Genomic DNA, 25,956 nt, shown 5'->3' on the forward strand with positions numbered 1-25,956 from the left:
GAAGAACTATACGGTATTCTGCAATCCCGGGTTACATCCATCGGCATTCAGGTGCTCGTATTTTTTCTCTGAGCCAGGCGGCTCCTATCATTAAGCCATGTGTGATAAAATAAATGGCATCACACACGGTGACGCCATTTATTTTTAAAGATGATATATATTGGGTTTTGATTGCTCTATTCGAAGAATGCCTTCATCTTTTCAAAGAAGGTCTTGTCCGTTTCATCCGGGTTCGGTTGGAAATTGGAAGAATGCTCCATGGTTTCCATCATTTTTTTCTCTTCTTTGGTGAGATTTTTGGGAACCCATACATTGACGTTCACCAGCAGATCTCCCTTACCGTAACCATTTACTTCAGGCAGGCCTTTTCCGCGGAGGCGCAGTATCTTACCAGGCTGCGTGCCGGGTTCTACTTTGATCTTAACCTTACCATCCAATGTGGGGACTTCTACAGGCCCTCCCATTGCAGCAGTAGGGAAACTGATATAAAGTCCGTATATCAGATCATTTCCGTCGCGGGTGAAGTAAGGATGCTCTTTCTCCTCAATCAGGACGATCAGATCGCCGTTAATACCGCCTCGTCTGGCTGCGTTTCCTTTTCCGCTGACGGTCATCTGCATTCCTTCTGCTACGCCTGCCGGTATATCAACGGAAACAACCTCATTTCCTTTGACAATTCCTTCGCCATGACACTTGGTGCATTTGTTATGCAGTATCCTGCCTTCACCTCCGCATTGCGGACAACTTGAGGTGGTTTGCATCTGACCCAAAAAGGTATTGGTAACCTGTGTTACCTGTCCTGATCCTTTGCAGGTTGGGCATGTACTGTAAGCTGATGATGAAGCATTTTCCGCCCCTGTTCCGTTACAGGCATCGCATTGTATGTACTTATTGAGCTTCAGTTTTTTGTTGACTCCTTTTGCGATTTCCTCCAGGGTTAAAGCCACCTTTACTCGTATATTGGATCCCTTGCTGGTTTTTCGGCTTCTCCTTCTTCTGCCGGTAGTTTCGCCGAAATCTCCAAAACCACCGAAACCACTAAAGGCACTACCGAAACCTCCGCCAAAGATGTCACCAAACTGTTCAAAGATGTCTTCGATGGTCATACCACCTCCATGAAAGCCACCGCTACTACCGGCGCCGGCTCCACCTTTTACTCCGGCATGACCAAACCGATCATATTTTTTACGTTTATCCGGATTGCCCAATACTTCGTATGCCTCGGCTGCTTCCTTGAACTTTCTTTCCGCCTCTTTATCTCCGGGATTTTTGTCCGGATGATGTTTGATCGCCATCTTGCGGTAGGCTTTCTTAATTTCCTCCTGGGAAGCATCCCTAGAAACACCTAATATTTCATAATAATCTTTTTCACCAGCCATAAAATCTCTCTCTTTTCCTTATCTTTTTTGACAAATTTGTTTTGTTTTTTCAAAGGATTTAAACACTCGGGAATTAAAACTCCCGCTTCTATTCTCCTACAACGACTTTGGCGTATCTTAATACTTTATCGTTCAAATAATATCCTTTTTGCACTACATCTACTACTTTACCCTTCAGCTCCTCATTTTGTGCGGGAACCTTTGAAACGGCTTCGTGCTTGTCGGTGTCAAAATCCTTGTCTTGTGCTTCTATTTCCTTGACACCCTGTTGATTCAAGAAATCTTTGAATTTGTTATATATCAGATAAACACCATCTTTAACGGCCTGGATGTCTCCAGCCTCATCAATTGACTGAAGCGCACGCTCAAAATCATCCATAATGGGAAGCAATCCTTTCAGAATATCTTCCCCTGCCGATTTTGTGAGCTCCATCTTTTCTTTGAGGGTTCTTTTCCTGTAGTTGTCGTATTCTGCTGTTAATCTGAGATATTTATCCTGAAGTTCTGCCAGTTTTTCTTTATCTGATTTTTCTTCTTTCTTTTCTTCTTCCTGTTGTGCTTCCGCTTCTTCTTGCTTCTGTTCCTGTTCCTGTTCCTTTTTCTCTTTATCCTCAGCAGATTTTTTGCCCTCTTTCTTTTTGGATTTTTCCTTTTTCTGCGAAGCACCTTTTTGTTTTTCTTTTCCCTGACTTGTCTCCTCAGTTGTTTCCTGTGCTATCGTTTCTTTACCTTGCTCTTCCTGGGCCTGCTGTTGCGTTTGTTCCTGTGTTTCTTCTGTATTGAGTTGTTCCTGATTTTTCTTTTCTTCTGATTTCATATTTTTTTCTTTTGTCATATCCAAATCCTGTTTTTTTAATATCCACACAACCTGATTTAAAAAATTTTATTTGTATTGATCAAATAATTTGCCAAAATATGGTATTGCGACAAATTGGCACAAGGCAAGGAGCAGCTAAATGAAATTGTGGCAAGTTTTGTTTAGTCCGTCCTTTGGATGTCAGCTCCAATCTGGTTCAGCCGTGTATCGATATTTTCATATCCACGGTCAATTTGGTCGATATTATGAATGGTGCTGGTACCATCAGCATAGAGTGCAGCAATGAGTAGCGCCACTCCGGCTCTTATATCGGGGGAGGTCATTTTGGTAGGGCGCAGTCTGATCTGATGGTCCTGACCTATTACTGTTGCTCTGTGAGGATCGCAGAGAATAATCTGGGCACCCATGTCTATGAGCTTGTCTACAAAGAAGAGCCTGCTTTCAAACATTTTTTGGTGGATCAGCACACTTCCCCGGGCCTGGGATGCAATCACCAAAATTACGCTAAGCAGGTCGGGAGTCAGGCCCGGCCAGGGCGCATCGGCAATGGTCATGATCGAACCGTCTATGAATGTTTCAATCTCGTAATGTTCGTGTTTGGGAATGTAAATGTCATCTCCATTTCTTTGGACTTCTATTCCCAGTCTTCTGAAAGACTGGGGGATGATACCCAGATTATCGTATGAAACATTTTTGATGGTTAATTCCGATTGGGTCATTGCGGCTATGCCAATGAAACTGCCCACTTCGATCATATCAGGGAGAATATGGTGTGAGCAGCCTTTTAGTTCCCCTACACCTTTAATTGTTACCAGATTTGAACCGATCCCGGTAATGGAGGCACCCATTCGGTTAAGCATGTGGCAGAGTTGTTGTACGTAAGGTTCACATGCTGCATTGTATATGGTGGTGGTTCCCTCTGCCATGGAAGCGGTCATGATGATGTTGGCCGTGCCTGTCACTGACGCTTCTTCAAGCAGCATATAATTGCCCTTCAAACGGGCGCCTTCTATGGTATAAAAGTTGCTTGTATGGTTATATATAAAGCTGGCTCCCAGTTTTTCGAATCCCTGAAAATGAATGTCCAGCCGCCTTCTTCCTATTTTGTCTCCGCCGGGTTTGGGGATATATCCTTTTCCAAACCGGGATAGCAAAGGTCCCATGATCATTATTGAACCTCTCAGACCTTCTGCTTTTTCTGTAAATTCTGTGGTCTGCAAATAATCAAAGTTGATGCTCTCAGCTTTAAAGCTGTAAGTAGAGTTGGATTCCCTGGTTACCGTCACCCCCAGACACTTGATCAGATCAAGCAGTTTATTGACATCCCTGATGTTGGGTATATTGTGGATGGTTACTTTCTCAGGAGTAAGGAGTGTAGCACAGATTACCTGAAGCGCTTCATTTTTGGCCCCTTGTGGATTGATCTCTCCCTTTAGGGTTTTGCCTCCACGGATGATAAATGAACCCATAAATCAATGGGATTTTTGATGGTGATTGTTGCTGTTTTTCCCTTTTTTGGGGTTTCGTTTCTTTTTAAGTTTACTGACTATGTCCTTGGCGCCCGCCAGTTTGACTTTTTCCCGGTCCACCTTGATTTTTCCATCTGAAAGTTTCTCTATATCATTAAATATTTGTTCATCGCTTACGCTGTCCTTGTTCCAGGAGATGTAGTTTTTCTTCATCTGATTGCCTATGGTTTCAATAAGTGCCTTCTTTTCTTCCCCTTCTTCAAACTCTGTAGCCTTTTGAATCAGTTTTTCTATGATTTTTCCGTAATGCTTGTATTTTATCTCTTTGTTGTTATAGGGAACGGGATCGGGCTCACTTCTTAAGGTTTCCTTTGGAGGAGCTTCATAAGGAGAGTCAATATCCAGTTCATACTCGGCCATAATGAGGAGGTGGTCCCAGAGTTTATGTTTGAAGTCGGCTATATCCTTGAAGTGTGGATACATGCTACTCATGATCTCAATAATAGATTGAGCCATCCTGTTCCGTTCCTCCCTGTCTTTGATTGTCTTGCAATATTCTACCAGCTTCAGGATGTTTCTCCCATACTCCGGTAAGATCAATTGTTTTTTGCTTGTATTATACTCCATATAAGATGAGATTAAATTTGTACAAAATTAGTGGTTTTTGAATTGATAACAAATTATCAGGATATTATTTTTAGTTTGGCAAATTTCAGAAGCAATTGTTTTTGACCATGTTCATTGAAAAATATAGTGGCTTTGGTATTAGGCGGCCCTCCCTCAATATTGAGAATCTTTCCCTTGCCAAAACGGTCATGTTCCACTTTCATGCCTACCTGAAGCTCTCCTTTATACTCGGTTTGAGGTTGTTCACCCTTTGGTCTTCTGCCTATTTTCTTCAGGTTGGGATTTTTGGGCGAGGCGTTCACACCATGGGTAAATGCTGTTCCCGTTTTCATATCCTCAGTTTCGCCTTCCCCGTTCGCACCCGATTCAAAGTCAGGAAAAATCATATGTTGCGGATCAATCTCGTAAATGAATCTGCTTGGACGCGATTTATTTGATACACCCCATTTATAACGGTTGTTTGCATAGCTTAGTATGGCTTTCTCTTCCGCCCGCGTTAGCGCAACATAAAAGAGCCTTCTTTCTTCCTCCAGTTCTTTGTCACTGTTCATAGACATCTTTGACGGAAATAACCCCTCCTCAATACCTGCCAGATAAACATTCTTGAATTCCAGACCTTTTGCTGAATGCATGGTCATGATCGTAATTTTGTTAATGTCTTCTTCTCCTTCATTGTCGGCGTTTGTCAGCAAGGAAACATTTTGAATGTATTCTTCCAAAGTTGGTATCTCTTCGCCCTGATAACGCTCAGTAAAATCCTTTATTCCGTTCAATATTTCCTGTACATTTTCAAATTTATTTTGTTCCTGCAAGGTTCCGGCATTTTTCAGGTCATTGATAATTCCTGATTTTTCAGCAATTGTTAGGGCAGCCTGATAAGCATCCTCTTCTATGGCAAGCCTGCTGAATTCCTTTATCATTTCGGTGAATTTTCTGATCTTGCCTGCTGTATTCTTGTTAAGGTCGATCGGATATTCTTCTAAGTTTTCCAACACATCCCAGATATTCAGAGCGTGTTCGTCCGCATAGCTTTGAATTTTCCCCAAAGTTGTTTTACCAATACCCCGTGCCGGATAATTGATGATTCTCAATAAGCCTTCTTCATCCTTAAAGTTTATGCTGAGCCTTAAATAAGCCAGCATATCCTTGATCTCCTTTCGCTGATAGAAGGAGATTCCGCCATAAACCTTATAGGGCAGGTCAAATTTTCTGAACGCCTCTTCGAAATTTCGCGATTGGGCATTGGTTCTGTAAAGAATGGCAAAATCCCCGTAATCGTAGCCTTCGCTGTTGATTTTGTCACTGATAGACCGTGCAATGTTATAGGCTTCCTCGGTATCGGTAAACGATGATAATACTTCGATCTTATCCCCTTGTTGCTGCTCAGAGAATACATTCTTGTGAATTTGATTTTCATTTTTGCGGATCATGCTGTTGGCAGCATCCACAATGGTCCTGGTGGAGCGGTAGTTTTGTTCCAGCTTAAACAGCCGGGCATCCTGAAAATCCTTTTGGAAATTCAGAATGTTTTCGATTTTTGCTCCCCTGAAAGAGTAAATGCTTTGAGCATCATCGCCTACTACGCAAAGGTTTCTAAATTTTTGGGAAAGTTTTTTGACGATCAGGTACTGGGCAAAATTGGTATCCTGGTATTCATCCACAAGCACATAGTGAAATTTGTCCTGGTACTTTTTTAAAATTTCGGGATGATCCCTGAATAAAATATTGGTGTTTAGCAGCAGGTCGTCGAAATCCATGGCATCTGCTTTTCGGCAGCGTGAAGAGTAAATGCGGTATATGTCCGCAATGCGTGGCCTTCTTGAGTTTTCATCCTGCTGGGTGATATCTGGACTGTTGGAATATGACTGACTGGTAATCAGGTTGTTTTTTGCCGTAGATATTCTCCCCAGCACCTGATTGGGCTTATATACCTTTTCGTCCAGGCTCAGTTCCCTGATAATCTTTCTTACCAGGTTTTTTGAATCAACGCTGTCATAAATGGTATAGTTTTTCGAATAACCGGTAGCCCGGGATTCCAGCCTGAGAATCCTTGAGAATACGGAATGAAAAGTCCCCATCCATAATTTACGCGCCGATTCTTCATCCACCATCTCGGCTATTCTTTCTTTCATCTCTGAGGCTGCCTTATTGGTAAAGGTCAGTGCAAGGATATTCCAGGGTTTTACGCCTTTTTTCAGTAGATAAGCTATACGGTAGGTTAAAACCCTTGTCTTCCCTGAACCGGCTCCTGCTATAACCAGGGAGGGTCCCTGATAGTTTTTTACAGCTTCTTTTTGTGCTTGATTCAGTTGCTTTAGAAAATCTTCCAATTGATGTAGAATTTTTTGAAATACAGTCAAAAACCGCAAAATTAATTCCCTTCTGCGATTCTTCAAAAATAAAAAATATGGCTCTATAGTTTATATAATAATATTAAGCACTTTTCAACAAATTTTTTAATATTGTCTTATAAATGGATATAAATTTTAATGATGGCCGGAAAAAGACTCATCTCAAGTATTTTATTTTTTCTGATCGCGTTTTCCTTTTCTTCTTATGCCCAGTTGTACGATTTTGAAGGCAGTGCTGATGCCTATAGGTCTACCGCATATGGGGAAGACACCATTTTTGTTTTTTTCTCCGGGAATGAGAACAAGGAAATGGCGGCAACCCATTCCACAGATGATACTTCGGATTTCCTATGGAAACGTTTTAACAGAAATACCCAGGAATTCGATTCGCTCTTCGTTCATAAGGATACTACCTTGTCAAAAATCAGGCTGGATTCTCTATTTGCTCAGGGAGTACTTTACCGGCCTGCAGAAGGATTGCGTGTAGAGATTTTAAATGACAATGACAGTTTGGAAACTTACAATGCCTGGGTGATAATGGACACCATTCCGGATTTCGGAGAAATCAGAATAGAAGAGAATACCTGCAATACCCTCTGGCTGGCAGTGGATACTTTTAGCATGGATTATACCTATTATGACCTCAGTGATTCGCCCCCCAGCACCCTGACCCTCCCCAATAATCGCAATGTACTCTGGGAAGCCAGTGAAGATGTGGAAATTCACAGTCCAAATACGCTATACTCCGGATATGGGGATCGTTTGATTGGTAAAATCGGCAATGTCCCTGTCATGCCTTACCAGGATTCCGATTATACCCTCACGGTGAGCAATGTTTTTGAGAACAGCCGTTCAAAAACAATTGATAATGTAGAGGCCAAAGCAGTTCAAGCGGAGTTTGATGTAAAAAAGATATTGGATGACGGCCAGGTGGTGGATTATAATAAGCGTGAAGTGAATGAGGCGCTGTTGGATGTGACTTTTGAAAACAATTCCAAAAATGCCTCGGATTATGACTGGGTGGGATTCAATGATTCATTAAATATACTCATGGGCCGCGACAGCATTCTCTGGAGTTCGGAAGATCAAATTCCTTCTGAAACTGAGATTGAACCGTACACACCCGGAAAATACCCGGTACGTCTTACAGTGAGTAATGAGCATTGCATGGACAGTACCACCTTTTATCATATTGAAGTGGATTCTTCGAGAATTGATACTACCACCATACCCAATGTCTTCACTCCCGACAACAATGGGATAAATGATTACTTTGTGCTGCCCAAGAAAAGCAATGTAACAGGTGGCAGGAGGGGTGTGGTATCCATGAAATGGATAGAGGTTTCTGTCTTCAACCGTTCCGGTGAGCTGGTATACCGTTTTGATGGTAAACCTGAAGACTGGCAAGGCTGGGATGGAAAAGTCAGGAACAGCAACCGTGATGCGGCGGAAGGGACTTATATCTATGTGATTAAGGGCAGGGGATATGATGGTGTCATGCACGAGGACAGGCAATATTCGGGATTCCTGTACCTTTTCCGTGAAAATTAAGGTTTATACTTTCATAAAGAAAAAGCCCCGGAAGGAATGTTTTCCTCCCGGAGCTTTTTATCAGGGTCATTGTTGGTGATTAGCCCTTTTCTTCCTCCTTTTTTGCCTCGAATTCTTTGATTAGTTTCTCCTGGATTTCCGGTGGCACTTGCTGGTACTCTGAAAATTTCATAGTATAGGTAGCGCGTCCGCCGGTGAGCGAACCCAGTGAAGTGCTGTATTTGTGCATTTCTGAAAGGGGCACTTTGGCTTTGATCTTTTCAAAACCTCTTTCACTGTCCATTCCCTCTACCATAGCCCTTCTTCCCTGCAGGTCGCTCATTACATCGCCCATTCTGTCGCTTGGTACAAGGACTTCAATTCTGTAAATGGGTTCCATGATCTTTGGATTGGCATCTTTAAAAGCTTTTTCAAATGCGGTTCGTCCGGCGGTTTTAAATGATACCTCATTGGAATCCACGGGATGCATTTTTCCGTCATATACGGCAACTCTTATATCGCGGGCATAGGAGCCAGTCAATGGTCCGTTTTCCATTTTTTCCATGATTCCTTTCAGTATGGCGGGCATGAATTTGGCATCAATGGCGCCACCTACAATGCAGTTATAAAAGATCAGTTTTCCGCCCCATTCAAGTTCATGCTCCTGTCTGTCACGAATGCTAAGAGATATATCCATCCCGTTTACCTTATAGGATTGGGGATCCGGTGCATCTTCCTTATGGGGTTCTATCACCAGGTAAACTTCACCAAACTGGCCTGCACCACCCGATTGTTTCTTGTGTCGATGACTGGCCTGAGCCACTTTGGTGATGGTTTCCCGATAGGGTATCTTGGGGGGAAGGAATTCTGTTTCGATTTTTGATATGTTGTCCAGATGCCATTTCAGGATATTCAATTGGTGTTCGCCCTGACCATGGAGGATGATTTGCTTTAGTTCTTTGGAATATTCCACCTGGAGGGTTGGATCAATCTGCTGCATCTTGTTAAGCTCTTCTCCCAGCTTTTCTTCATCCGATTCATTCACTGCTCTTATGGCTGAGCGATACTTGGGTTCCGGGAATTCAATAGAAGGGAACTTATAGTTAATTTTTGGCTGGTTTAGTGTATGGTTGAGCTTTGTGTCTTTTAATTTTACTGCAGCTCCAATGTCTCCGGCCATTAGTTTGCTTACTTTTTCCCTATGCTTACCTGCCGTGACATAGAGTTGAGATAACCTTTCCTTGCTTTGGGTAATGGCATTGACCAGGTCCATGCCTTCTTGCAATGTTCCTGACATGACCTTAAAATAATTGATGTCGCCAATGTGCGGCTCATTGAATGTTTTGAAGAAAAACAGGGACACGGATCCGTCGGGATCAAATTCAACTTCGGTTCCGTCCTGGGTTTTGGGAGTTTCTCGTTCGGTAGGAGAGGGGCAGGAGTTTATAATGAATTCCATTAGCCGTTGCACTCCAATGCCTTTACCGGCTGCTGTGCAGAAGATTGGAAATATTCCCTGTTGGGCCAGCCCTTCTTTGATCCCTTTCATCATTTCTTCTTCGCTTAGTGTATCTTTCTCAAAGAATATCTCCATCAGGCTTTCGTCATTTTCTGCCGCAGCTTCGATCAGTTCATTGTGGTAATGTTCTGCCTGATCCTTCTGGTCATCAGGAATCTCATGTTCTTCCGTAACCTGTTTATCCGGATTGTATTTATACATTTTCATTTTGACTACGTCGATGATTGAGTCGAAACTTAGTCCTGCATTTACCGGATATTGAGCTACTGCTGCCTTGCTTCCGAAATTTTGCCGGATGTTTTCCAGCGTTTTTTCAAAGTTGGCTTTCTCATGATCCAAGTGGTTCACCACGAAAACAAAGGGCATGTTATGGCGCTCGCAATAACGGCTGTGGATCTCTGTTCCCACTTCAACGCCGCTTTGCGCATTGATTACCATCATCCCCGAATCCGCAGCATTGAATCCGGCTACCACTTGACCTATGAATTCATCCCCACCCGGTGCATCAAGAACATTAATTTTGTGGTCCTTAAATTCCGTATACAGTATGGAGGAATAAACGGAGTTGAGGCTTTCCTGTTCCACCTGGTTATAATCTGATACTGTGTTTTTGCCCTGAATGGTTCCTTTCCGGTGAGTGACACCGCCTTCATAGAGCATGTCTTCGCTCAGAGTGGTTTTACCGCTTCCGGCATTTCCCAGTAGAACAATATTTCTGATTTGATTGGTGTGATAGATTTTCATAGTTTCTTACTGCCTTTTAATTACATTATTAAATGGTTATTGATATTAATAGCTTGTCTTCTACTTGTTTGTAAGACAAGGAGTCAAATTTAGTAAAATTTTGTTAACATTCCAGCTTTATCAACAATAGCTTTTACACAAAATTTCCAGTTAAATTTTTAGTTTCTTCTAAAGAAAGTGTTATTTTTGCACATTCTATAAAATAATGGTGGATGTAGCTCAGGTGGTTAGAGCGCTGGATTGTGGTTCCAGAGGTCGTGGGTTCGAGTCCCATCCTCCACCCTGCAGTATGGACTCCGGGGTAAAGCTGCCGGAGTTTTTTGTTTTTTACCCCGAATTATTTTTAATAATTTTTTGACGCTATAAAATGCAGTGGTTTATTTCGTCAAAGGAAAATGCACGTTTATCTACAAAAAATGACGTTTAGTAAAAACATCAGGAATGTTTCACCTTCTCTGTAGATGTTTTCGTTTCTTTGTTATTGGAATTGAACGACCCGATTGTTTAGTGTCGGTTTTCGGATCTATGAGGACAACCATCTGAAATCCAAACAAACAGTATTATGAGGTGGTTATTTTTAATTTTGATTTTGGCAATTGCCTTTAATAGTGCAATTGCTGAAAGGCCTCCTGCAACTTATATGGGTCTTAAGGCAAAATGCAGGAGTATGTCTGAGAAGGAAAAACAGGTGGTTTATATCCGGAAACAGGTTATTGTGGGTGTAGCAACTGGCGCTGCCATTTTTGCAATGAACGAATATTTTATCTGGACCCGGAATGATGCTTTCCATAGTGTTATGCCTTACTTTGCAGTAGCTTACACCATGTATCAAACCGTTAACATCATTATTGGCAAGTCGGTTGGTGAACAGTGGGACATTACAGAAAACGGAGGCCTAACTTTCTATCTGTTTTAATTTTTTTTAAAAGGGCAGTGTTGCTGCATCTCATTCTGCATCAGAATGTTTTTTAAGGTAGTCTTTCTACGCTCATGTAATAATAAATACCTCTTTCTCTCAGATAGTTCATAATGAATGGGAAAAATTCCTTTTCCTTGCCTAAAATTTCAGGGGGTTGGACCCCTTTTAATTTACATTGTTTTTCATCGAGCAGGTTAATGACTGCTGTTGCAGTGAATCCTGTTGTCCTTCCCATCGAACTCAGACCGGTTTCTTTGTTGTATTCATCATACATATCGTAAATAAACCGGGAACGCTCCTTATTCGTGGTCCCTTCCATGGTTACACGCATTATAGTAAACTCTTCTTCTTCCGGTTTAAGCTCCCATTCGCGCATCAATACCTTGTTGGTTACATCAATGGGTCGGACCTTCTGATCCCCTACGTTGATCTCTTGTTTGTCAAAGAAACCCGATTGTTTAAGGGCTTCTATCATTCGGATATGCCCCGGATAACGGAGTGTCTTCTCTTTCATGTGGGGAATGTGGCTCATGGTTTTAAGCAGGGAGCGAAGCCCGTCCGTGTTGAAAGCCTCCAGGTGACCTATGTTTCTGAAGTATACCATTTCGGCATCACTCATGGCTGGTTTGGTAACCAGATCTCCGTACTCTTTGATCCTGGCCGGGCGAAAATATTCTTCCAGCACATCAATGGGAGAAAAAGGGGCTTTGTAATCGAATGGAAATTTGCGTTCTTTTGGTAAGCCGCCTACCATATATTCGAAGCGTTCCACTTGCATCTCATGGCTGTGAAACCCCAGAATGATGTTGGGCATTCCCGGTGCCACACCGCAATCCGCAATGGCTGTAACACCATTTTGTTTTGCCTTTTCATCAAGCTGCATAAAATCTTCGGGCATGAATGAGATATCCACCACATCTTTTCCGCTTTCAATGACTGCTTCCAGCGTATTGTAGCCCATAAATCCAGGCACGGCGGAAACCACATAGTCAGCGTCCGTCACTACTTCTTTAATATTTTGGGGGTTATTTAAGTATTTTTGTATGGGTTTTACTCCATACTTTTCATGGCAGTAGTTTAAAGCCTTTTCGTCAACATCTACGGCAGTTACCTGGTATTTTTCGGAAAGATCGGCGACGATTGCTTTTCCAACCATTCCTGTACCCAGAACAGTTATTTTCTTTTTCATAGAAAATGCATTTTAATTCAGGATGTATAATACAAATTTACATTTTTTTATGGCTTATTGGCCAATATCAAAAACATGGCAGCCTCTGAAAAAAATTATACACCTTAAAATTAATAAATTTTAAAACACATTCGGCAATTAAAGTTTAACCATTTTTTTTATACTTGTTCCCGGTTAAAAAAAGAGATTATGAAGCGATACGATCCGCAGATGCACACAGCCGAACACATTCTGAACCAGACGATGATCCGTATGTTTGGCTGTGACCGGTGTTTTGCCATGCACCTGGAAAAGAAGAAGAGCAAATGCGATTACTATTTCAACCGTCCGCTCACTGAAGATGAGGAAGAGCAGATTCAGGACAAGGTAAACCGGGTGATCAATCTGGGATTGCCGGTAACTGAAAAACACATAGATATGTCGGAAGCAGGCCACCTTTATGATATTTCCAAATTACCTGAACAGGATCTTCATTCTGTTCGTATTGTGATGGTAGGAGATTACGATGCCTGTCCCTGTATTGGCGAGCATGTATCGAATACTGCCGAGATCGGTGAATTTCGCATCACTACTACAAGTTTTGAGAATGGCGTTCTGAGGATCCGGTTCAAGCTGGATAAAAGCAAATAGTTAAAAATTAATGATTTCCGGTAAGTATTTTTTGCAGGGAACTTCTTGCGCAAAAAAATTCGAATATCCTTAACCCCGCATTAGAAAAACCGGCTTTTTGCGAGATTTATTGAAGCAAAAAACCAGGTTTTTCAATAGCGTCAGAATTATTCTTGAATAATTCGGGTTAAAACTTAAAGTATATAAACGGCTGTATTGCTGCTGATTTTACCTGATATATGATGATCACCAAAAGGAGTACGGCCAATACTTTCACTACCCATGGGGTTTGGATGAACCATCCCCTGTACCGTTCTTTGAAGCTGGCAGGAAGCCAGTGCAGAATGAATCCAGCCGCAATCACTCCGAATATTTCCTGATAGGAAATGATTATCCGGGGAATCAGCTCGGCTTCGAAATTGTAGAGTATCTGACTGATCATCTGGTTGGCTTTGCGCATATTCTGGGAGCGGAAAAAAATCCAGGCGGCTGTAACAACATGGAATGTAATAAATACGGAAAAAAATCTGTTCAGGCGGCTTCTTTTATAGATGGGATGATAATGGGGATATAGATTTTTCATCAGTGACATCCATAGTTTATGGATGACCAGCGCGACTCCGTGTATTCCGCCCCAGATAATAAACCGAAGATGTGCCCCGTGCCATAATCCACCCAGCAACATGGTAATCATGATGTTGATGTGGCGGCGAAGTTTCCCTTTTTTGTTACCTCCCAGCGGAATATAAAGGTAATCCCGCAGCCATGAAGACAGGGATATATGCCACCTCTTCCAAAAATCGGTTACACTGATGGCCTTATAGGGAGAATTAAAGTTTACGGGCAAACGAAATCCCAGGAGAAGGGCCACGCCAATGGCAATATCCGTATAACCGGAAAAATCGCAATAAATCTGAAGCGAATAGCCATATACAGCCATTGCATTTTCAAATCCGCTATAGGAAAGAGGTGCTTCAAAAACCCGGTCAACATAATTAATGGAGATGTAATCGGAAATCAGCATTTTTTTTATCAGCCCGGTCATGATCAGAAAGAGCGCATGCGAAAACTCCCGTTGGGTGAGTTTGAATTTCTGATAAAGCTGTGGTACGAATTCCGCCGCTCTGACAATCGGACCGGCAACAAGCTGTGGGAAGAACGATACATAGAAGCCGAAATCAATGATGTTGTTCACCGGCTTGATCTTCCCCCGGTATATATCCACCGTATAGCTGATGGTTTGAAATGTGTAGAAAGATATCCCTACCGGAAGGATGATGGTACTGACATCAAAATTGGTTTCTGCGAGTTGATTTGAGAATTGAGCCAACAGGTTCACAACCTCGTAGTTGGTATCGAATATCCTGTTGATCATGTTAATAAAAAAATAGCTGTATTTGAAGTAGGAAAGCACTCCCAGATTGATGATCACACTGGTGGCGACGAATAGTTTCTTTTTCATCCTGCTGTTTGCCTGATATATAAGATGTCCCAGTGTATAGTCTGCGATCGTTGAGAATATCAGAAGTGTGAAAAAATAACCGCTCGATTGATAATAGAAGAAGAGGCTCATCACAAAAAGATAGGCATTGCGAATGGCACGCCTGCGATACAGTATGCTGTAAAAGGCCAGAAGTACGGTAAAGAAAGCCCAAAAATAAAGCCTTGTGAAAAGCATGGGCTTTTCCTCGGAATACATCAGTATTTCTTTCAGATACTCCACAAGTCGGGCTTAAGGGTTCAAAAGATCCTTTGCAAAAAATGAATGGAAATTGCTCAAAAAAGCATCAAAGAAGAGGTTGGCTTTGAGCTGGTAACCATCTTTATTCAGGTGAAGTTTGTCGCTGGCTGTAAGGTTTTCCTTGCTCCAGTGGTTAATTGCCCCGGTATCTCCCATAATTCTGTAGAAATCCCAATATCCGCAGTTAAATTCGTTGGCTGCCCGGATAATCTGCTCCCTGGCTATACGGTTGTTCGGATTTTTATATTTCCCTTCTCTTAGTGTATTGCCGGGAGTTGTAAGGAGTATCCATGCATTGCCGGTATTTTTTCTAATGGTGGTGATCAGCTTTGTCAGATTTCTATAAAATGACTGGCCGTTGAACTTACGGTTATAAGCCTCATTGGTTCCCAGGGAGATGATGACCCAGTCGGGTTGAAGTTTTTTCAGATGCAGGGGCATAAGGTCTGACTTGAGATAGGACCGGGCTGTAGCTCCATTTACCCCTATGCCGTGATAATTGAGTGCACGGTCTTTATGTTTGATTACAATTCCCGATAATCGAAACCAACTACTGTCCCTGGTTTTTATTTTTCGAACCCTCAGGGTGAGCGAATCTGCAGGTTGTTCAAATTGAATGCTGGTAACATTGGTATCGGTGCGGCTTTTTATGGGTTTTCCATTAATGCGGAGGTTGTAGGTTGAATCCGGATAATTGCAGAATAATTCCGTCTTTTTGATCCGATAATTGAGATAGGGAAAATAGTCTTTGATCTTAATCTTCAGTGTGGCCAGGGTATCCCTGGTTTTTAGGTTGATACCCGACAGGCCCAGTTGGCTGCAGGAATTATTTTCCACAGCTCTGCAGGAGGACCATTTTCCGGAAGACACAGTATGATAATGTCCCGGGTTGTTGGTTTGTGCAGCATGGTAAGGGAAGATAAACCCCAGATTGGCAGATGAAGTGTTACTGAAATAGTGGTGGAAGTTTTTCCTGATCTCATTGGAATAAAAACCTGCCTGCAAATGGGAATCACCCATATGTAGTATGTTAACGGGAATGGTATCTGTATGGCATGATTTACTGAATTTTTTCATCAAATTCCTGTAATGAAGCGTATCCTCAATATTTTTGAATCGATTTTCCTGTAAATTTAAAAATTTATAATGAAAATAATTGTTTTGGGAAGACGAACTGCTTATCAGAAGTAAAATAAAAAGAGCTGCAAAGCAGAGTATCCGTATCATCTTATTCATTTGCCTTCTACTTTGGTGTTTAAGGTTTGTTTATTTTGTTTGTATTCACGATAATCGTGCATAAGGGCTTTATAAAACATTTTGGATATGACCACTGAGCCTTTGTAGGTAAAATGGGTAAAATCTTTTCTGGCCAATGGAGGATCGGCGAATACCCATCCCGGCATTGAATTTTTTCCTCCCATTGCTTCATAGGTATCCCAAAAAGCACAACCTGCCCGGAATGCTGCTTTTTTCTGGGCATCCCTTATTTTGGGAATATTGGGGTAGGACTCATATTCGCCTCTTTTTTTTCTTGACATATCCGTAACACCCATAACAATGACCGACAGATCCTGGTCGAATGATTTAAACATCCTGAGCTGATTGTATAATCTTTCTTCATAGAAATCGTAATTATCGCGCACCACAGGAACGATATTCACACCAAAATGGAGAATAATAAGTTTTATATTGAATTTGTTGAACATAGACCTGAAGAAGGCGGTGTCGGATTTTGTAAAGTCTGTTCCACTGCTGCCCCGCAGGGGTATATTATCTAACGCAACCCCTTGCTCCCCGTCTAGTGCGATGCCATATATATTGGGGCTGTGGTTCCCCTGAAACCCTAGCGTAAACTCTTCGACCGTTTTCGGTATTTCCCATTTTACTTCCTTTAATGAGTTAGAGGCGGGTCTTATATCTGCGTCCGCTGTTTTTCCCTCATAATTCATCTTTGCGATAAAAGGCTCTTCATTATAGCCATAAAAGATCCTGCACTGGGTATATTCCGAGGCGAGATCGAATGCAATTGACGAAGAACGAATGTTGAGCCGGGCTTTATACACTTCATCCTGATGATGACTGTAATAGGGAGAAAACCTCGAAAACGACATGAGCACACCAAACCGTTTATGATTGAAATTGGCCTGATTCAAATCTTTAAGTGTGTAACGCTCCCAGTTGCCTGAATGGGAATGGTTTAATGAAATGTTTGTATTGCCTGGCAATACAAGGGGAAACAATCCAATACCCCCACCACCGAATTTTTTTTGCAGTTGATTTCTGATATATGAGGATATTCGATCTCCCTCAATCTGGGAATCCCCATAATGTAGTATTCTGATCAGTTCATTATTATGATGTAGGTTTGTCAGTGAACGGAAAAAAGGATACAAAACGTGGGGATCGTTTTCCGGATATTGTAGTAGATTTACCTTTGCCGCTCTTTTATCCTGCCTGACCTGGTTTATGGTATCGGTAAGAGCCGTATCCGCCGAGTCTTTTGAAGAAACCAATGTATCCTTTTCAGCGGTTCCGGCTGTTGTGTCCCGGATATCCGGCGCCACGGTATCTACATACATGTTGTCTTGTACTTGTATAATATCGGATATGTCTTTATATTCTGTTTCCCGGGGAGCAAGCAACTGCTTCCAGGAAGGAAACTTTACTGTGAAACCGGGGATAATCTGAATGCCATCGCGGGGATAGTAATAGGAGATGAAAACAATAAGGGCCAGGATAGTAAGAAAGGTCAGAAAGATTTTATAAGGTTTCATCATCCTGAGAAGGTTTTACGTTCGTAATCCCGGATTTTAGTTTATACCCATTATACCGTTTTTTAAACCGTAATGTTACGATATTGGGTTGATGAGGAAAGGCAGTATCCCGCGATCAGGTGTTTTCCTTGATCTTTAAATACTGCCCCGCTTTTATTTTCCGTGCATTGGGAAGATTGTTCAGTTTTATGATATCTTTTTCAGTAACACCCGGGTATTTTCTGGCAATATCCCATAAAGTATCTCCATATTTGACTTTATAGTATATATAATCTTTATCAAGATCATCCTTTTCTTTGATTTGGGTTTGGGTTTGGGTTTCGACAGGGGCTCCGGCTATTTGTTGTTTTTCTTCGAACGACATTGAGTTGAGCTTTTCATAGTAATTTTTCCTGTTTTTAGGGACATAAACTACCAGTTTCTGACCTGTGCGAATCATGCTGCCCCGGAGGTTATTCCATCGTCTTAATTGAGAGGCTCTTACATTAAACCATTCGGCAATGTAGCCCAGGTTATCACCGGATTTTACTTCATAATAAACTTTGGCTTTTCCTGTGGGAGTCTGCTGAACAAAATTTGATCTCCGGGGATTTTTGAGGATGTCTTCCCGGAAGAAGACAGAGTCTTTATAACTGTATATAGAATCCTGAAGTTCAATAAATTTACCTGTGTTTTCCATGGGCAGTTTCAGAGAAAAGGTATGTTGACCGGAGGCCGGTATAAGGTTTTTTCTGTATTGTGGGTTGAGGTCCTGCAAGTGTTTGAGAGGAATGTTAAGTACCTGGGAAACCTGTTCGAGGTGCAATTTTTGACGCACGTGAAGTGTATCGGTCAGGTAGGGTAAGTCAATTTTATCCCGGTATAGGTCGTGATCTTCATGATAATTCATCATATACATTACTGCCACCAGCGCAGGATAATAGCCTCTCGTTTCGTAGGGCAGGTAATAATAAATATCCCAGAAATTTTTCTTCCCTCCCGATCGGTATATTGCTTTTCTTACATTGGTGGGTCCGCAATTGTAAGCAGAAATTGCCAGATCCCATTCTCCAAAAATCTCATAAAGGTCTTTCAGGTATTTTGCTGCCGCGTGGGTGGACTTCGTAGGGTCCCTGCGTTCATCTACAAAGGAGTTTATGGTCAGTCCATAGAGTTTACCAGTTCCATACATAAACTGCCATAAACCTGTGGCTCCTGCTCTGCTTACTGCCCCCGGATGGAGAGCAGACTCAACCACTGCCAGATATTTCAGCTCATGTGGTAATCCGTATTGATCAAATACTTTCTCAAAAATCGGAAAGTAATGTTCCTTAAGCCCCAGCATGATTTTAACTTTGTCCCTTCGTTCAACGGTATACACATGGATAAAATTCCTGATAATTTGATTGTAACTCAGTTCAATGGCTGATTGAATGTTGTTTATTCTTTCAATGTAAACTGAATCGGGGTAAACCGGAGCTGAAGTATCGCCTTCGGAATATCCGGTTTCCTCGGTAATGAAGTCAGATTTTTCTATATAATATTGTTGAATGAGAGCATCCACGTTTTCGGCAAAATTTTTCTCAATGGATTTCACTTCGGGATAAACCTCTTTCTGTGCTTCTGTTTTATTTGGGCAAGATACCAGTAAGGACCCGCCGACAACCAAAGTTATCAATAATCGATTCATAGGGCTTTGAATTTAGTGCTGCTAAGTTAATAAATATTAGAAATTGACGGAAAACTTTATGCCCGGAACCACATGATAATTTTTAGATTGGATCGGGGTTGGCCGGATATTAAGTGATAAGTCTTCGCTTACATCGAAGTTGAACATATATGCATCTACTGTGGCATCGATGATCTGAACTAGGTACCATCCCGCCATAATGAGGACATTCATATCCCTGTTGCGGCGGTAGTAATCCTTCGCTCTCTTTAGCCCTTCTTCGGAAGTGATGCCTTTATATTCCTGAATTTCACCGTTTGCAAAGCGGGTAAAGGCGGTCTTGTATTCTTCATAAAAGGTGGCATTGAAGTCGTAAGCATAATAAATGACCCCTACTCCGACATAAACAATCGGTACTTTCCAGATTTTGTTGTTATATACCTGTCCCATACCGGGAAAAGCAGCCGAAAGTAAGGCTGCCTTCCTCGGTGAATATTCATTATCAAGGGTGTCTGCTGGAGTTTCTTGAGCGGTGGTTGTATCGGGTTCCTGAGAATAACTAACACTTTGTCCAGCTATAGAAAAAAGCATTATAATAATTGCAACGCCAATCCATTTTTTCAAATCTGTTTTCCACAATTTCCCCACCTTTTTGATCTCAGGAACCTATTAATCCTCAGTATTATTTTCTATGATCGACATGATTCGTTCCAGGTCTTTATCCGATTTAAAAGGAATGATGATCTTGCCTTTTCCGTTGTTGTTTCGTTTGAGTTCTATATTCGTATCGAAATGGCTGGCCAGATGATTTTTAACCTGTTTATATTCTTCGGGCAGCTCTGCTTTGGGAGCTGACGGGCTTTTTTTCTTTTTTTGCTCCTGTTGGCTGAGTTCCCGGATGATTTCTTCGGTTTTTCTTACCGAGAGCCCTTCGTCAAGAATCCTGTAATAAGCTTTAAGTTGCTTCTCAGGATCTTCAATATTAATCAGCGTTCGGGCGTGACCCATGGATATTTTCCGGTCCCTGATGCCCAGTTGAATTTCTGCCGGTAATTTAAGCAGACGCAGATAATTTGAGATGGTTGCCCTTTTTTTACCCACCCGGGTACTTAGATTTTCCTGGGTTAGCTCACATTCCTCTATCAGTCTTTGATAACTGATGGCCACTTCTATAGAATCAAGGTCCTCACGCTGAATATTTTCTACCAGGGCCATTTCCAGCATGGCCTGATCATCGGCAGTTCTGATGAACGCAGGGATGGTTTTGATACCGGCTATCTTAGCTGCTCTGTATCGCCTTTCTCCTGTGATGAGCTGAAATTTGGACTCGTTGATCTGTCTGACGGTAATGGGTTGAATGACACCAATCTCCTTGATGGAGCTGGCCAGATCGTTTAAGCCCTCCTCATTGAAGCTGGTTCTGGGCTGGTAAGGATTCACCTCAATGTTTTCCAGATTAATCTCATTGACGGCATCCACATGATATTTATTTTCATTGCCGGCATCTTCGATTAATGCGCCCAGCCCTTTTCCTAATGCATTTCTTTTAGCCATTGTCGATTGAATTGTTAGTAAATGTATTAATTGGCTACTTTGTCCTTATTTGGAATTCTGGTTTTATCATTTTTTTGAAGCAGTTCCCGGGCAAGATTCAAGTGATTGACCGCCCCTTTGGAGTTGGCATCGTACATTACCACCGGCTTTCCATAACTCGGAGATTCTCCAAGTTTGATGTTTCTTTGAATGATGGTGTCGAAGACCATGGATTGGAAGTGCTTCTTTACTTCATCCACTACCTGGTTTGAAAGCCTGAGCCTTGCATCATACATAGTTAACAGAAAACCTTCGATCTCAAGACTGGTATTCAGCCTATTTTGTATGATCTTAATGGTATTGAGCAGTTTACCAAGCCCTTCCAGAGCAAAGTATTCGCATTGTACGGGTATGATGACCGAATCGGCAGCAGTTAATGCATTTACAGTAATGAGACCAAGAGAGGGAGAACAGTCGATCAAAACAAAATCATAATCCTCCTTCACCTTTTCGGTGACTTTTTTGAGCATATACTCCCGGTTCGGTTGATCAAGCATTTCGATTTCCGAGCCTACCAGATCAATATGAGAAGGTATGATGTCAAATCCTTCAGTGTCACTGCTCAAAATAATGTCTTTGGGATTGATGTCATCGTTCAGGCATTCATAAATGCTGGTTTTGATCGAACGAATGTCAAATCCCGTGCCTGATGTGGCATTTGCCTGAGGGTCCGCGTCTATGAGTAATACTTTATACTCCAGAACAGCCAGACTTGCACTTAAATTGATTGCCGTAGTAGTTTTTCCTACTCCTCCTTTTTGATTTGCTAAAGCTATTACTTTTCCCATATTATTGAATTTATAATGTTTTCATATATGCGCAAGATGCCATAAAGACATTTTCAAAATTACAATTTTATGGGCAATTCATGACAAACAGGAAAAATAATTGTAAACAATCTTTTTGTAATTATAAACATTTTTTTAACAGGAAAATGTTAATTCTTTGAGCAACATGTTTAAAATCAGAGGTAGGGAAGTGGTCTGTTGGGTCTATGAAATAAGGTTCTGGCTTTCTTTAAGCAGTTGCTCTTTGTTTATAGGAACCACGCCGGCTTTTTCACATACCTGGCCTCCGCCTATGTTGGACAGTTCAGCAATGACCCAGGGTGATAAACCTGCGGCCATTCCCACGGCAGCTATACTGATAATGGTGTCACCTGCTCCGGAAACATCGGATATGTCCCTTACTTTGGCCTGTATCATTTGATATTCCTGATTATTGCTCATGAATATCCCTGCCTCCGAAAGAGTTATCAGCATCCAGTTGATATTTTGTTCTTTGTGCATGATCCGCGCGGCTTTGAGTATACCCTTAACATTGGTTTTTTCCAGGGAGTTCAGGTTGAGTCCTTCCACCAGTTCTTTGAAATTAGGCTTGAAAAGGGTGACATTTTTGTACAGTAGATAATTCCTTTTTTTAGGGTCCACAAGAGTGGGTATACCCAGTTTATTGGAATACACGACAATTTTTTCTATAATTTCCGGAGTGATGGTACCTTTGTCATAATCTTCAAATAAAATGGCATTCAGCTTTTCATTATTTATAATATAAAGCAGGTGATTCAGAAAAGCCTCCTCGGTTTCGGGATCCAGTGCTTCATTGACCTCTTCATCTATTCGAAGCAATTGTTGATTATGACTAATGATTCTGGTTTTTACAGATGTTGACCGGCTATTCGATTCATATATAGCCTGTTTGCTCAGGCTTTTCTCCTGAAGGAGCTTTTTGAACAGTTCCGCTTTTTCATCATTACCAATGGTGGAAGCCAGTATGGGTTCAGCTCCCAGGGCTTTGATGTTAAGCGCTACATTGGCTGCCCCTCCAAGCCGGCTTTCTCTTTTGGTTTTGGTTACAACGGGAACCGGGGCTTCAGGAGATATTCGCTCCACATCACCCCATAAATAGGAATCCACCATGGAGTCGCCGATGACCAGAATTTTTTGTTCATTGAAGGCATCGAAGGCTTCTTTTATGTCGTAGTAATTCACTGTAGCGATTTTTGATTCAATTTTCAGGCGATAAAAATAATTTATTCAATCTTCCCTCTAAATGAGTCTTATCATGTTTGACGGGATTTCGGCTTTTTCTCGGGAATTTTATTTGATTTTTATTCAAATTCTCAGTATTTTCATAGACAAAATTATAAAAAAAATTTGAGCACATGTGAAATCTCTATGTCTTCTGTATCTATTGGTTTTCTGGTGTTTACCTGGCGTGCTTGCTTCCAATGATCTGGTTCCCATAGGAGCGCGTTCATCCGGCATTGCAAATGCAAGTGTTATGCTGCCCGATTTTTCAAGTGTTTTTCATAATCAGGCGGGACTGGCATTTTTGGAATCTGTATCTGTGGGATTTCATCACAGAAGCGGTTTTGTGAAGGAGATGGACCGGCAGGCTTTGGCTGTGCTATTTCCTACTTCAACCGGTACTCTGGCTTCATCATTTTCTTATTACGGATATTCTTACTATCAGGAAACCAAGGCAGGATTGGCTTATGGACAATTCCTGGCTAAAGATTTGGCGGCAGGCGTACAGATCGACTATTTCAATACCCGTATTACTGGAGAATATGGCAAAGCTGATATACTCACCTTTGAAGCCGGTTTGATGTTTAAAATGATGGATCATTTGTATGTGGGAACTCACGTATTTAATCCTGTCAGGGTTGGCATAGGGGAAGTGCAGGAGAAAATTCCAACCGTTTTCCGTATTGGAGTGGGTTACCGATTCAAAGAAAATGTGTTGGTTTGCGTGGAAGGAGAAAAGGATTTGGAAAGAGCGGTGGTGCCCAAAGTGGGAGTTGAGTATCAGCCTCTGGGCGAGCTTTCTATTCGTAGCGGAATGTCAGTGAACCCTGTAATGAATTTTTTTGGGCTTGGTTATTCCTGGAAATCTTTTCATGCCGATGTTGCTTTTTCTTATCATCAAATTCTTGGCTATATGCCAGATTTTTCTCTGAATTATGAATTCTAGGCTGATATTTACTATGGTATATTGCCTGTTGTTTGGAACCGCTATATCTCAGGAAACAGAAATGCTGAACAGCAATATAGAGGATCTGATTGAATCTGTTATTGTTGATAATGAAGTGGAACAAGATATCTCTGTTATTGCAGAAGATCTGAATTATTACCTGACCCATCCCCTTAATCTTAATGCGGCTTCATCGGAAGATCTGAGCCGTCTGCACATGTTAAATCCTTTTCAGATTAAGAGCTTGCAGGATTATATCAGGAAGAACGGTTCCTTGCTAAGCATCTATGAGTTGCCGCTGGTTTTTGGTTTTTCCACGGAACTGGCAGGAAAGTTGCAGCCTTTTGTTACTGTGGACGAAGTTTCCGGAGAGAACAATATGCAGGATGTTTCAGCAAAAGAAATGTTAGATTGGGGTAAACATCAGCTTCTCCTGCGATCGGGAAAAGTTCTGGAACGACAGGAAGGTTACGTCAGTCTACCGGATTCATTACTTGAACTGAATCCCAATAAGCAATATCTGGGAAGTCCTTATACATTTTATTCGCGATACCGTTTTCGCTACCGGAACCAGTTGTCTTTGGGCGTCACGATGGAGAAAGATGCCGGAGAACAATTTTTCAGCGGGAGTAACCCGTATGGCTTTGATTTTAACTCCGGCCACTTCTTCCTGTCAAATACAAAATGGATCGACCGGCTGGTAATAGGCGATTATAAAGTGCGTTACGGGCAGGGATTGGTTGCCTGGACCGGATTTACGATCAACAAATCGCCCATGGTCATGAATATGATGAAAAATATTCACCGGATTGATCCATATACTTCTAAAAATGAAAACCTCTATTTTCGGGGGGTGGCTTTGGAGAAAAAATTTGGAGACTTCAGGGGGTCTTTTTTTTATTCAAACCGGAATCTTGATGCCAATGTTCTTCATCGTTCTGATACCGGAGGCCTGGTTGTTTCTTCCCTGCTAAATACAGGCTATCACAGACTGCCGAGGGAGCTGGAGGATGAAAACGTGTTGAATGAACAGATAACGGGTGGTAGCTTTTCCTTGAATCAGCCTACTTTCAGGGTATCCATAAACTTCATGGATTGGGTTTTAGATGGTGAGTTACAAAAAACAGACCGCCCATACAAGATGTTTGATTTTTCCGGGAGCCACAATTCGAACCTCAGTGTTGACTACCGCTTATCTCTTGGCCGGTTCTATTTTTTCGGGGAGGAGGCATTGAGCAATGGGGGAGGGTTGGCTTTTTTGAATGGTTGTTACGGACAATTATCATCGGCAATGGGTGTTGTATTGCTGCACCGTTCCTACGATAGAGATTATCAAGCCTTTTATTCCGGGGCTTTCGGCGAGAAAACCGGTAACCGGAATGAATCGGGTTTGTATATGGGTGCCAATGCGGGTATTCTGCCTAACTTGACACTTAAGGGTTATATGGATGTATATCGTTTTCCGTGGCTGAGTTATTTAACTGATGGTCCATCTGAAGGATGGGATTGCATGGTAGATATGGAATATGAATTTGGGGATCGGTCATCGGTGAATTTCCGTTTTCGCCGCAGCGAGGATATGGAGAATTATTTGGGTCCGAACAGTAAAATTGTCCGCCTGATGGATTATAAAAAAACGAATATAAGGGGCCATTTGCGTTACAGGATTACTGACAAACTTGTTTTACAGAATCGCATTGAAAAGGTTTTTGTTCGATCTTCAGAATTTTCTTCGGGTTTAATGTTTTATCAGGATATCTCTTTTAAGCCTGAGAATGCGCCTCTGGGTTTTGATATTCGTTATGCCGTATTTGATACCGATAGTTATAAAGACCGGATCTATGCTTACGAAAATGATGTTTTATATGCTTTTTCCGTACCTGCCTACTATGGCAAAGGGTACAGAGCTTATATCAATCTGAAGTACGTTTATAAAAATTCGGATTGGTGGCTGAAACTTGCCCGTACCGGTTATACCGACAGGGAGACTATTGGGACGGGGTTGAATCAGATTGACGGTAATTCCAAAACAACCGTTACTTTTCAGGTAGGCCTGAAATTTTAAACAGTA

At 41.8% G+C, this 25,956-nt stretch carries 20 protein-coding genes and 1 tRNA gene; 6 read left to right on the plus strand and 15 right to left on the minus strand.

Features of this window, described 5'->3' with window-relative positions; translation table 11 throughout:
- Nucleotides 1-176: 176 nt before the first annotated feature.
- The 5 genes from dnaJ to KGY70_00110 form a co-directional block, all read right to left on the minus strand.
- Nucleotides 177-1,379: a molecular chaperone DnaJ gene (dnaJ, locus tag KGY70_00090; protein ID MBS3773562.1), complete on the minus strand. Its 1,203-nt coding sequence runs from the start codon at nucleotides 1,377-1,379 to the stop codon at nucleotides 177-179.
- A gap of 88 nt (nucleotides 1,380-1,467) precedes the next feature.
- Nucleotides 1,468-2,196, minus strand: a complete 729-nt coding sequence (locus tag KGY70_00095; GenBank protein ID MBS3773563.1) for a nucleotide exchange factor GrpE — start codon at nucleotides 2,194-2,196, stop codon at nucleotides 1,468-1,470.
- A 161-nt stretch (nucleotides 2,197-2,357) separates the two neighbouring features.
- Nucleotides 2,358-3,665: a UDP-N-acetylglucosamine 1-carboxyvinyltransferase gene (gene murA, locus KGY70_00100; protein MBS3773564.1), complete on the minus strand. Its 1,308-nt coding sequence runs from the start codon at nucleotides 3,663-3,665 to the stop codon at nucleotides 2,358-2,360.
- Between the two features lie 3 nt (nucleotides 3,666-3,668).
- Nucleotides 3,669-4,292: a DUF4290 domain-containing protein gene (locus KGY70_00105; GenBank protein ID MBS3773565.1), complete on the minus strand. Its 624-nt coding sequence runs from the start codon at nucleotides 4,290-4,292 to the stop codon at nucleotides 3,669-3,671.
- Nucleotides 4,293-4,348: 56 nt separating this feature from the next.
- On the minus strand, nucleotides 4,349-6,622 hold the full coding sequence (locus KGY70_00110) for a UvrD-helicase domain-containing protein (protein ID MBS3773566.1): 2,274 nt from the start codon (nucleotides 6,620-6,622) through the stop codon (nucleotides 4,349-4,351).
- Nucleotides 6,623-6,781: 159 nt separating this feature from the next.
- Between KGY70_00110 and KGY70_00115 the strand changes: the two genes are divergently transcribed.
- Nucleotides 6,782-8,194: a gliding motility-associated C-terminal domain-containing protein gene (locus KGY70_00115; GenBank protein MBS3773567.1), complete on the plus strand. Its 1,413-nt coding sequence runs from the start codon at nucleotides 6,782-6,784 to the stop codon at nucleotides 8,192-8,194.
- A 79-nt stretch (nucleotides 8,195-8,273) separates the two neighbouring features.
- On the opposite strand, the gene KGY70_00120 is transcribed toward KGY70_00115, so the two are convergent.
- Nucleotides 8,274-10,436, minus strand: coding sequence for an elongation factor G (locus KGY70_00120; GenBank protein ID MBS3773568.1), 2,163 nt, complete (start codon nucleotides 10,434-10,436; stop codon nucleotides 8,274-8,276).
- A gap of 207 nt (nucleotides 10,437-10,643) precedes the next feature.
- Between KGY70_00120 and KGY70_00125 the strand changes: the two genes are divergently transcribed.
- Nucleotides 10,644-10,719 (plus strand) — tRNA-His (locus KGY70_00125).
- A gap of 384 nt (nucleotides 10,720-11,103) precedes the next feature.
- Nucleotides 11,104-11,352, plus strand: a complete 249-nt coding sequence (locus KGY70_00130; protein MBS3773569.1) for a hypothetical protein — start codon at nucleotides 11,104-11,106, stop codon at nucleotides 11,350-11,352.
- A gap of 52 nt (nucleotides 11,353-11,404) precedes the next feature.
- Here KGY70_00130 and KGY70_00135 read toward each other — a convergent pair whose 3' ends face one another.
- Nucleotides 11,405-12,544, minus strand: a complete 1,140-nt coding sequence (locus KGY70_00135; GenBank protein MBS3773570.1) for a saccharopine dehydrogenase NADP-binding domain-containing protein — start codon at nucleotides 12,542-12,544, stop codon at nucleotides 11,405-11,407.
- 210 nt (nucleotides 12,545-12,754) lie between these two features.
- Between KGY70_00135 and KGY70_00140 the strand changes: the two genes are divergently transcribed.
- Complete coding sequence (locus KGY70_00140; protein MBS3773571.1) at nucleotides 12,755-13,174, plus strand: hypothetical protein; 420 nt, start codon at nucleotides 12,755-12,757, stop codon at nucleotides 13,172-13,174.
- Nucleotides 13,175-13,340: 166 nt separating this feature from the next.
- Here the strand turns inward: KGY70_00140 and KGY70_00145 are convergent, their stop codons facing one another.
- From KGY70_00145 to KGY70_00180, 8 genes are all read right to left on the minus strand, one after another.
- Nucleotides 13,341-14,852, minus strand: a complete 1,512-nt coding sequence (locus tag KGY70_00145) for an MBOAT family protein (protein MBS3773572.1) — start codon at nucleotides 14,850-14,852, stop codon at nucleotides 13,341-13,343.
- A gap of 33 nt (nucleotides 14,853-14,885) precedes the next feature.
- Nucleotides 14,886-16,130 (minus strand): hypothetical protein, encoded by a 1,245-nt coding sequence (locus KGY70_00150; protein MBS3773573.1) that lies wholly within the window; start codon nucleotides 16,128-16,130, stop codon nucleotides 14,886-14,888.
- Nucleotides 16,127-17,671 (minus strand): hypothetical protein, encoded by a 1,545-nt coding sequence (locus tag KGY70_00155; GenBank protein ID MBS3773574.1) that lies wholly within the window; start codon nucleotides 17,669-17,671, stop codon nucleotides 16,127-16,129. The genes KGY70_00150 and KGY70_00155 overlap by 4 nt, the downstream gene beginning before the upstream one ends.
- Nucleotides 17,672-17,783: 112 nt before the next feature.
- Nucleotides 17,784-19,337 carry a LysM peptidoglycan-binding domain-containing protein gene (locus KGY70_00160; GenBank protein ID MBS3773575.1) on the minus strand — a complete coding sequence of 518 codons (1,554 nt, stop codon included), beginning with the start codon at nucleotides 19,335-19,337 and terminating at the stop codon, nucleotides 17,784-17,786.
- Between the two features lie 36 nt (nucleotides 19,338-19,373).
- Entirely contained in the window at nucleotides 19,374-19,940 is a 567-nt protein-coding gene (locus KGY70_00165) for a hypothetical protein (GenBank protein MBS3773576.1), read from the minus strand.
- A gap of 45 nt (nucleotides 19,941-19,985) precedes the next feature.
- Complete coding sequence (locus KGY70_00170; protein MBS3773577.1) at nucleotides 19,986-20,870, minus strand: ParB/RepB/Spo0J family partition protein; 885 nt, start codon at nucleotides 20,868-20,870, stop codon at nucleotides 19,986-19,988.
- A gap of 26 nt (nucleotides 20,871-20,896) precedes the next feature.
- A complete protein-coding gene (locus KGY70_00175; protein MBS3773578.1) occupies nucleotides 20,897-21,697 on the minus strand; it encodes a ParA family protein in 801 nt (266 codons plus the stop codon).
- A 204-nt stretch (nucleotides 21,698-21,901) separates the two neighbouring features.
- Complete coding sequence (locus KGY70_00180) at nucleotides 21,902-22,900, minus strand: hypothetical protein (protein ID MBS3773579.1); 999 nt, start codon at nucleotides 22,898-22,900, stop codon at nucleotides 21,902-21,904.
- Between the two features lie 175 nt (nucleotides 22,901-23,075).
- Here KGY70_00180 and KGY70_00185 point away from each other — a divergent pair, with 175 nt between their 5' ends.
- Nucleotides 23,076-23,885 (plus strand): hypothetical protein, encoded by an 810-nt coding sequence (locus tag KGY70_00185; protein ID MBS3773580.1) that lies wholly within the window; start codon nucleotides 23,076-23,078, stop codon nucleotides 23,883-23,885.
- Nucleotides 23,875-25,950, plus strand: a complete 2,076-nt coding sequence (locus KGY70_00190; protein ID MBS3773581.1) for a helix-hairpin-helix domain-containing protein — start codon at nucleotides 23,875-23,877, stop codon at nucleotides 25,948-25,950. Before KGY70_00185 ends, KGY70_00190 begins: the two co-directional genes overlap by 11 nt.
- Nucleotides 25,951-25,956 lie beyond the last annotated feature (6 nt).

The sequence above is a fragment of the Bacteroidales bacterium genome (assembly GCA_018334875.1).
Lineage (GTDB): Bacteria > Bacteroidota > Bacteroidia > Bacteroidales > UBA12077 > JAGXLC01.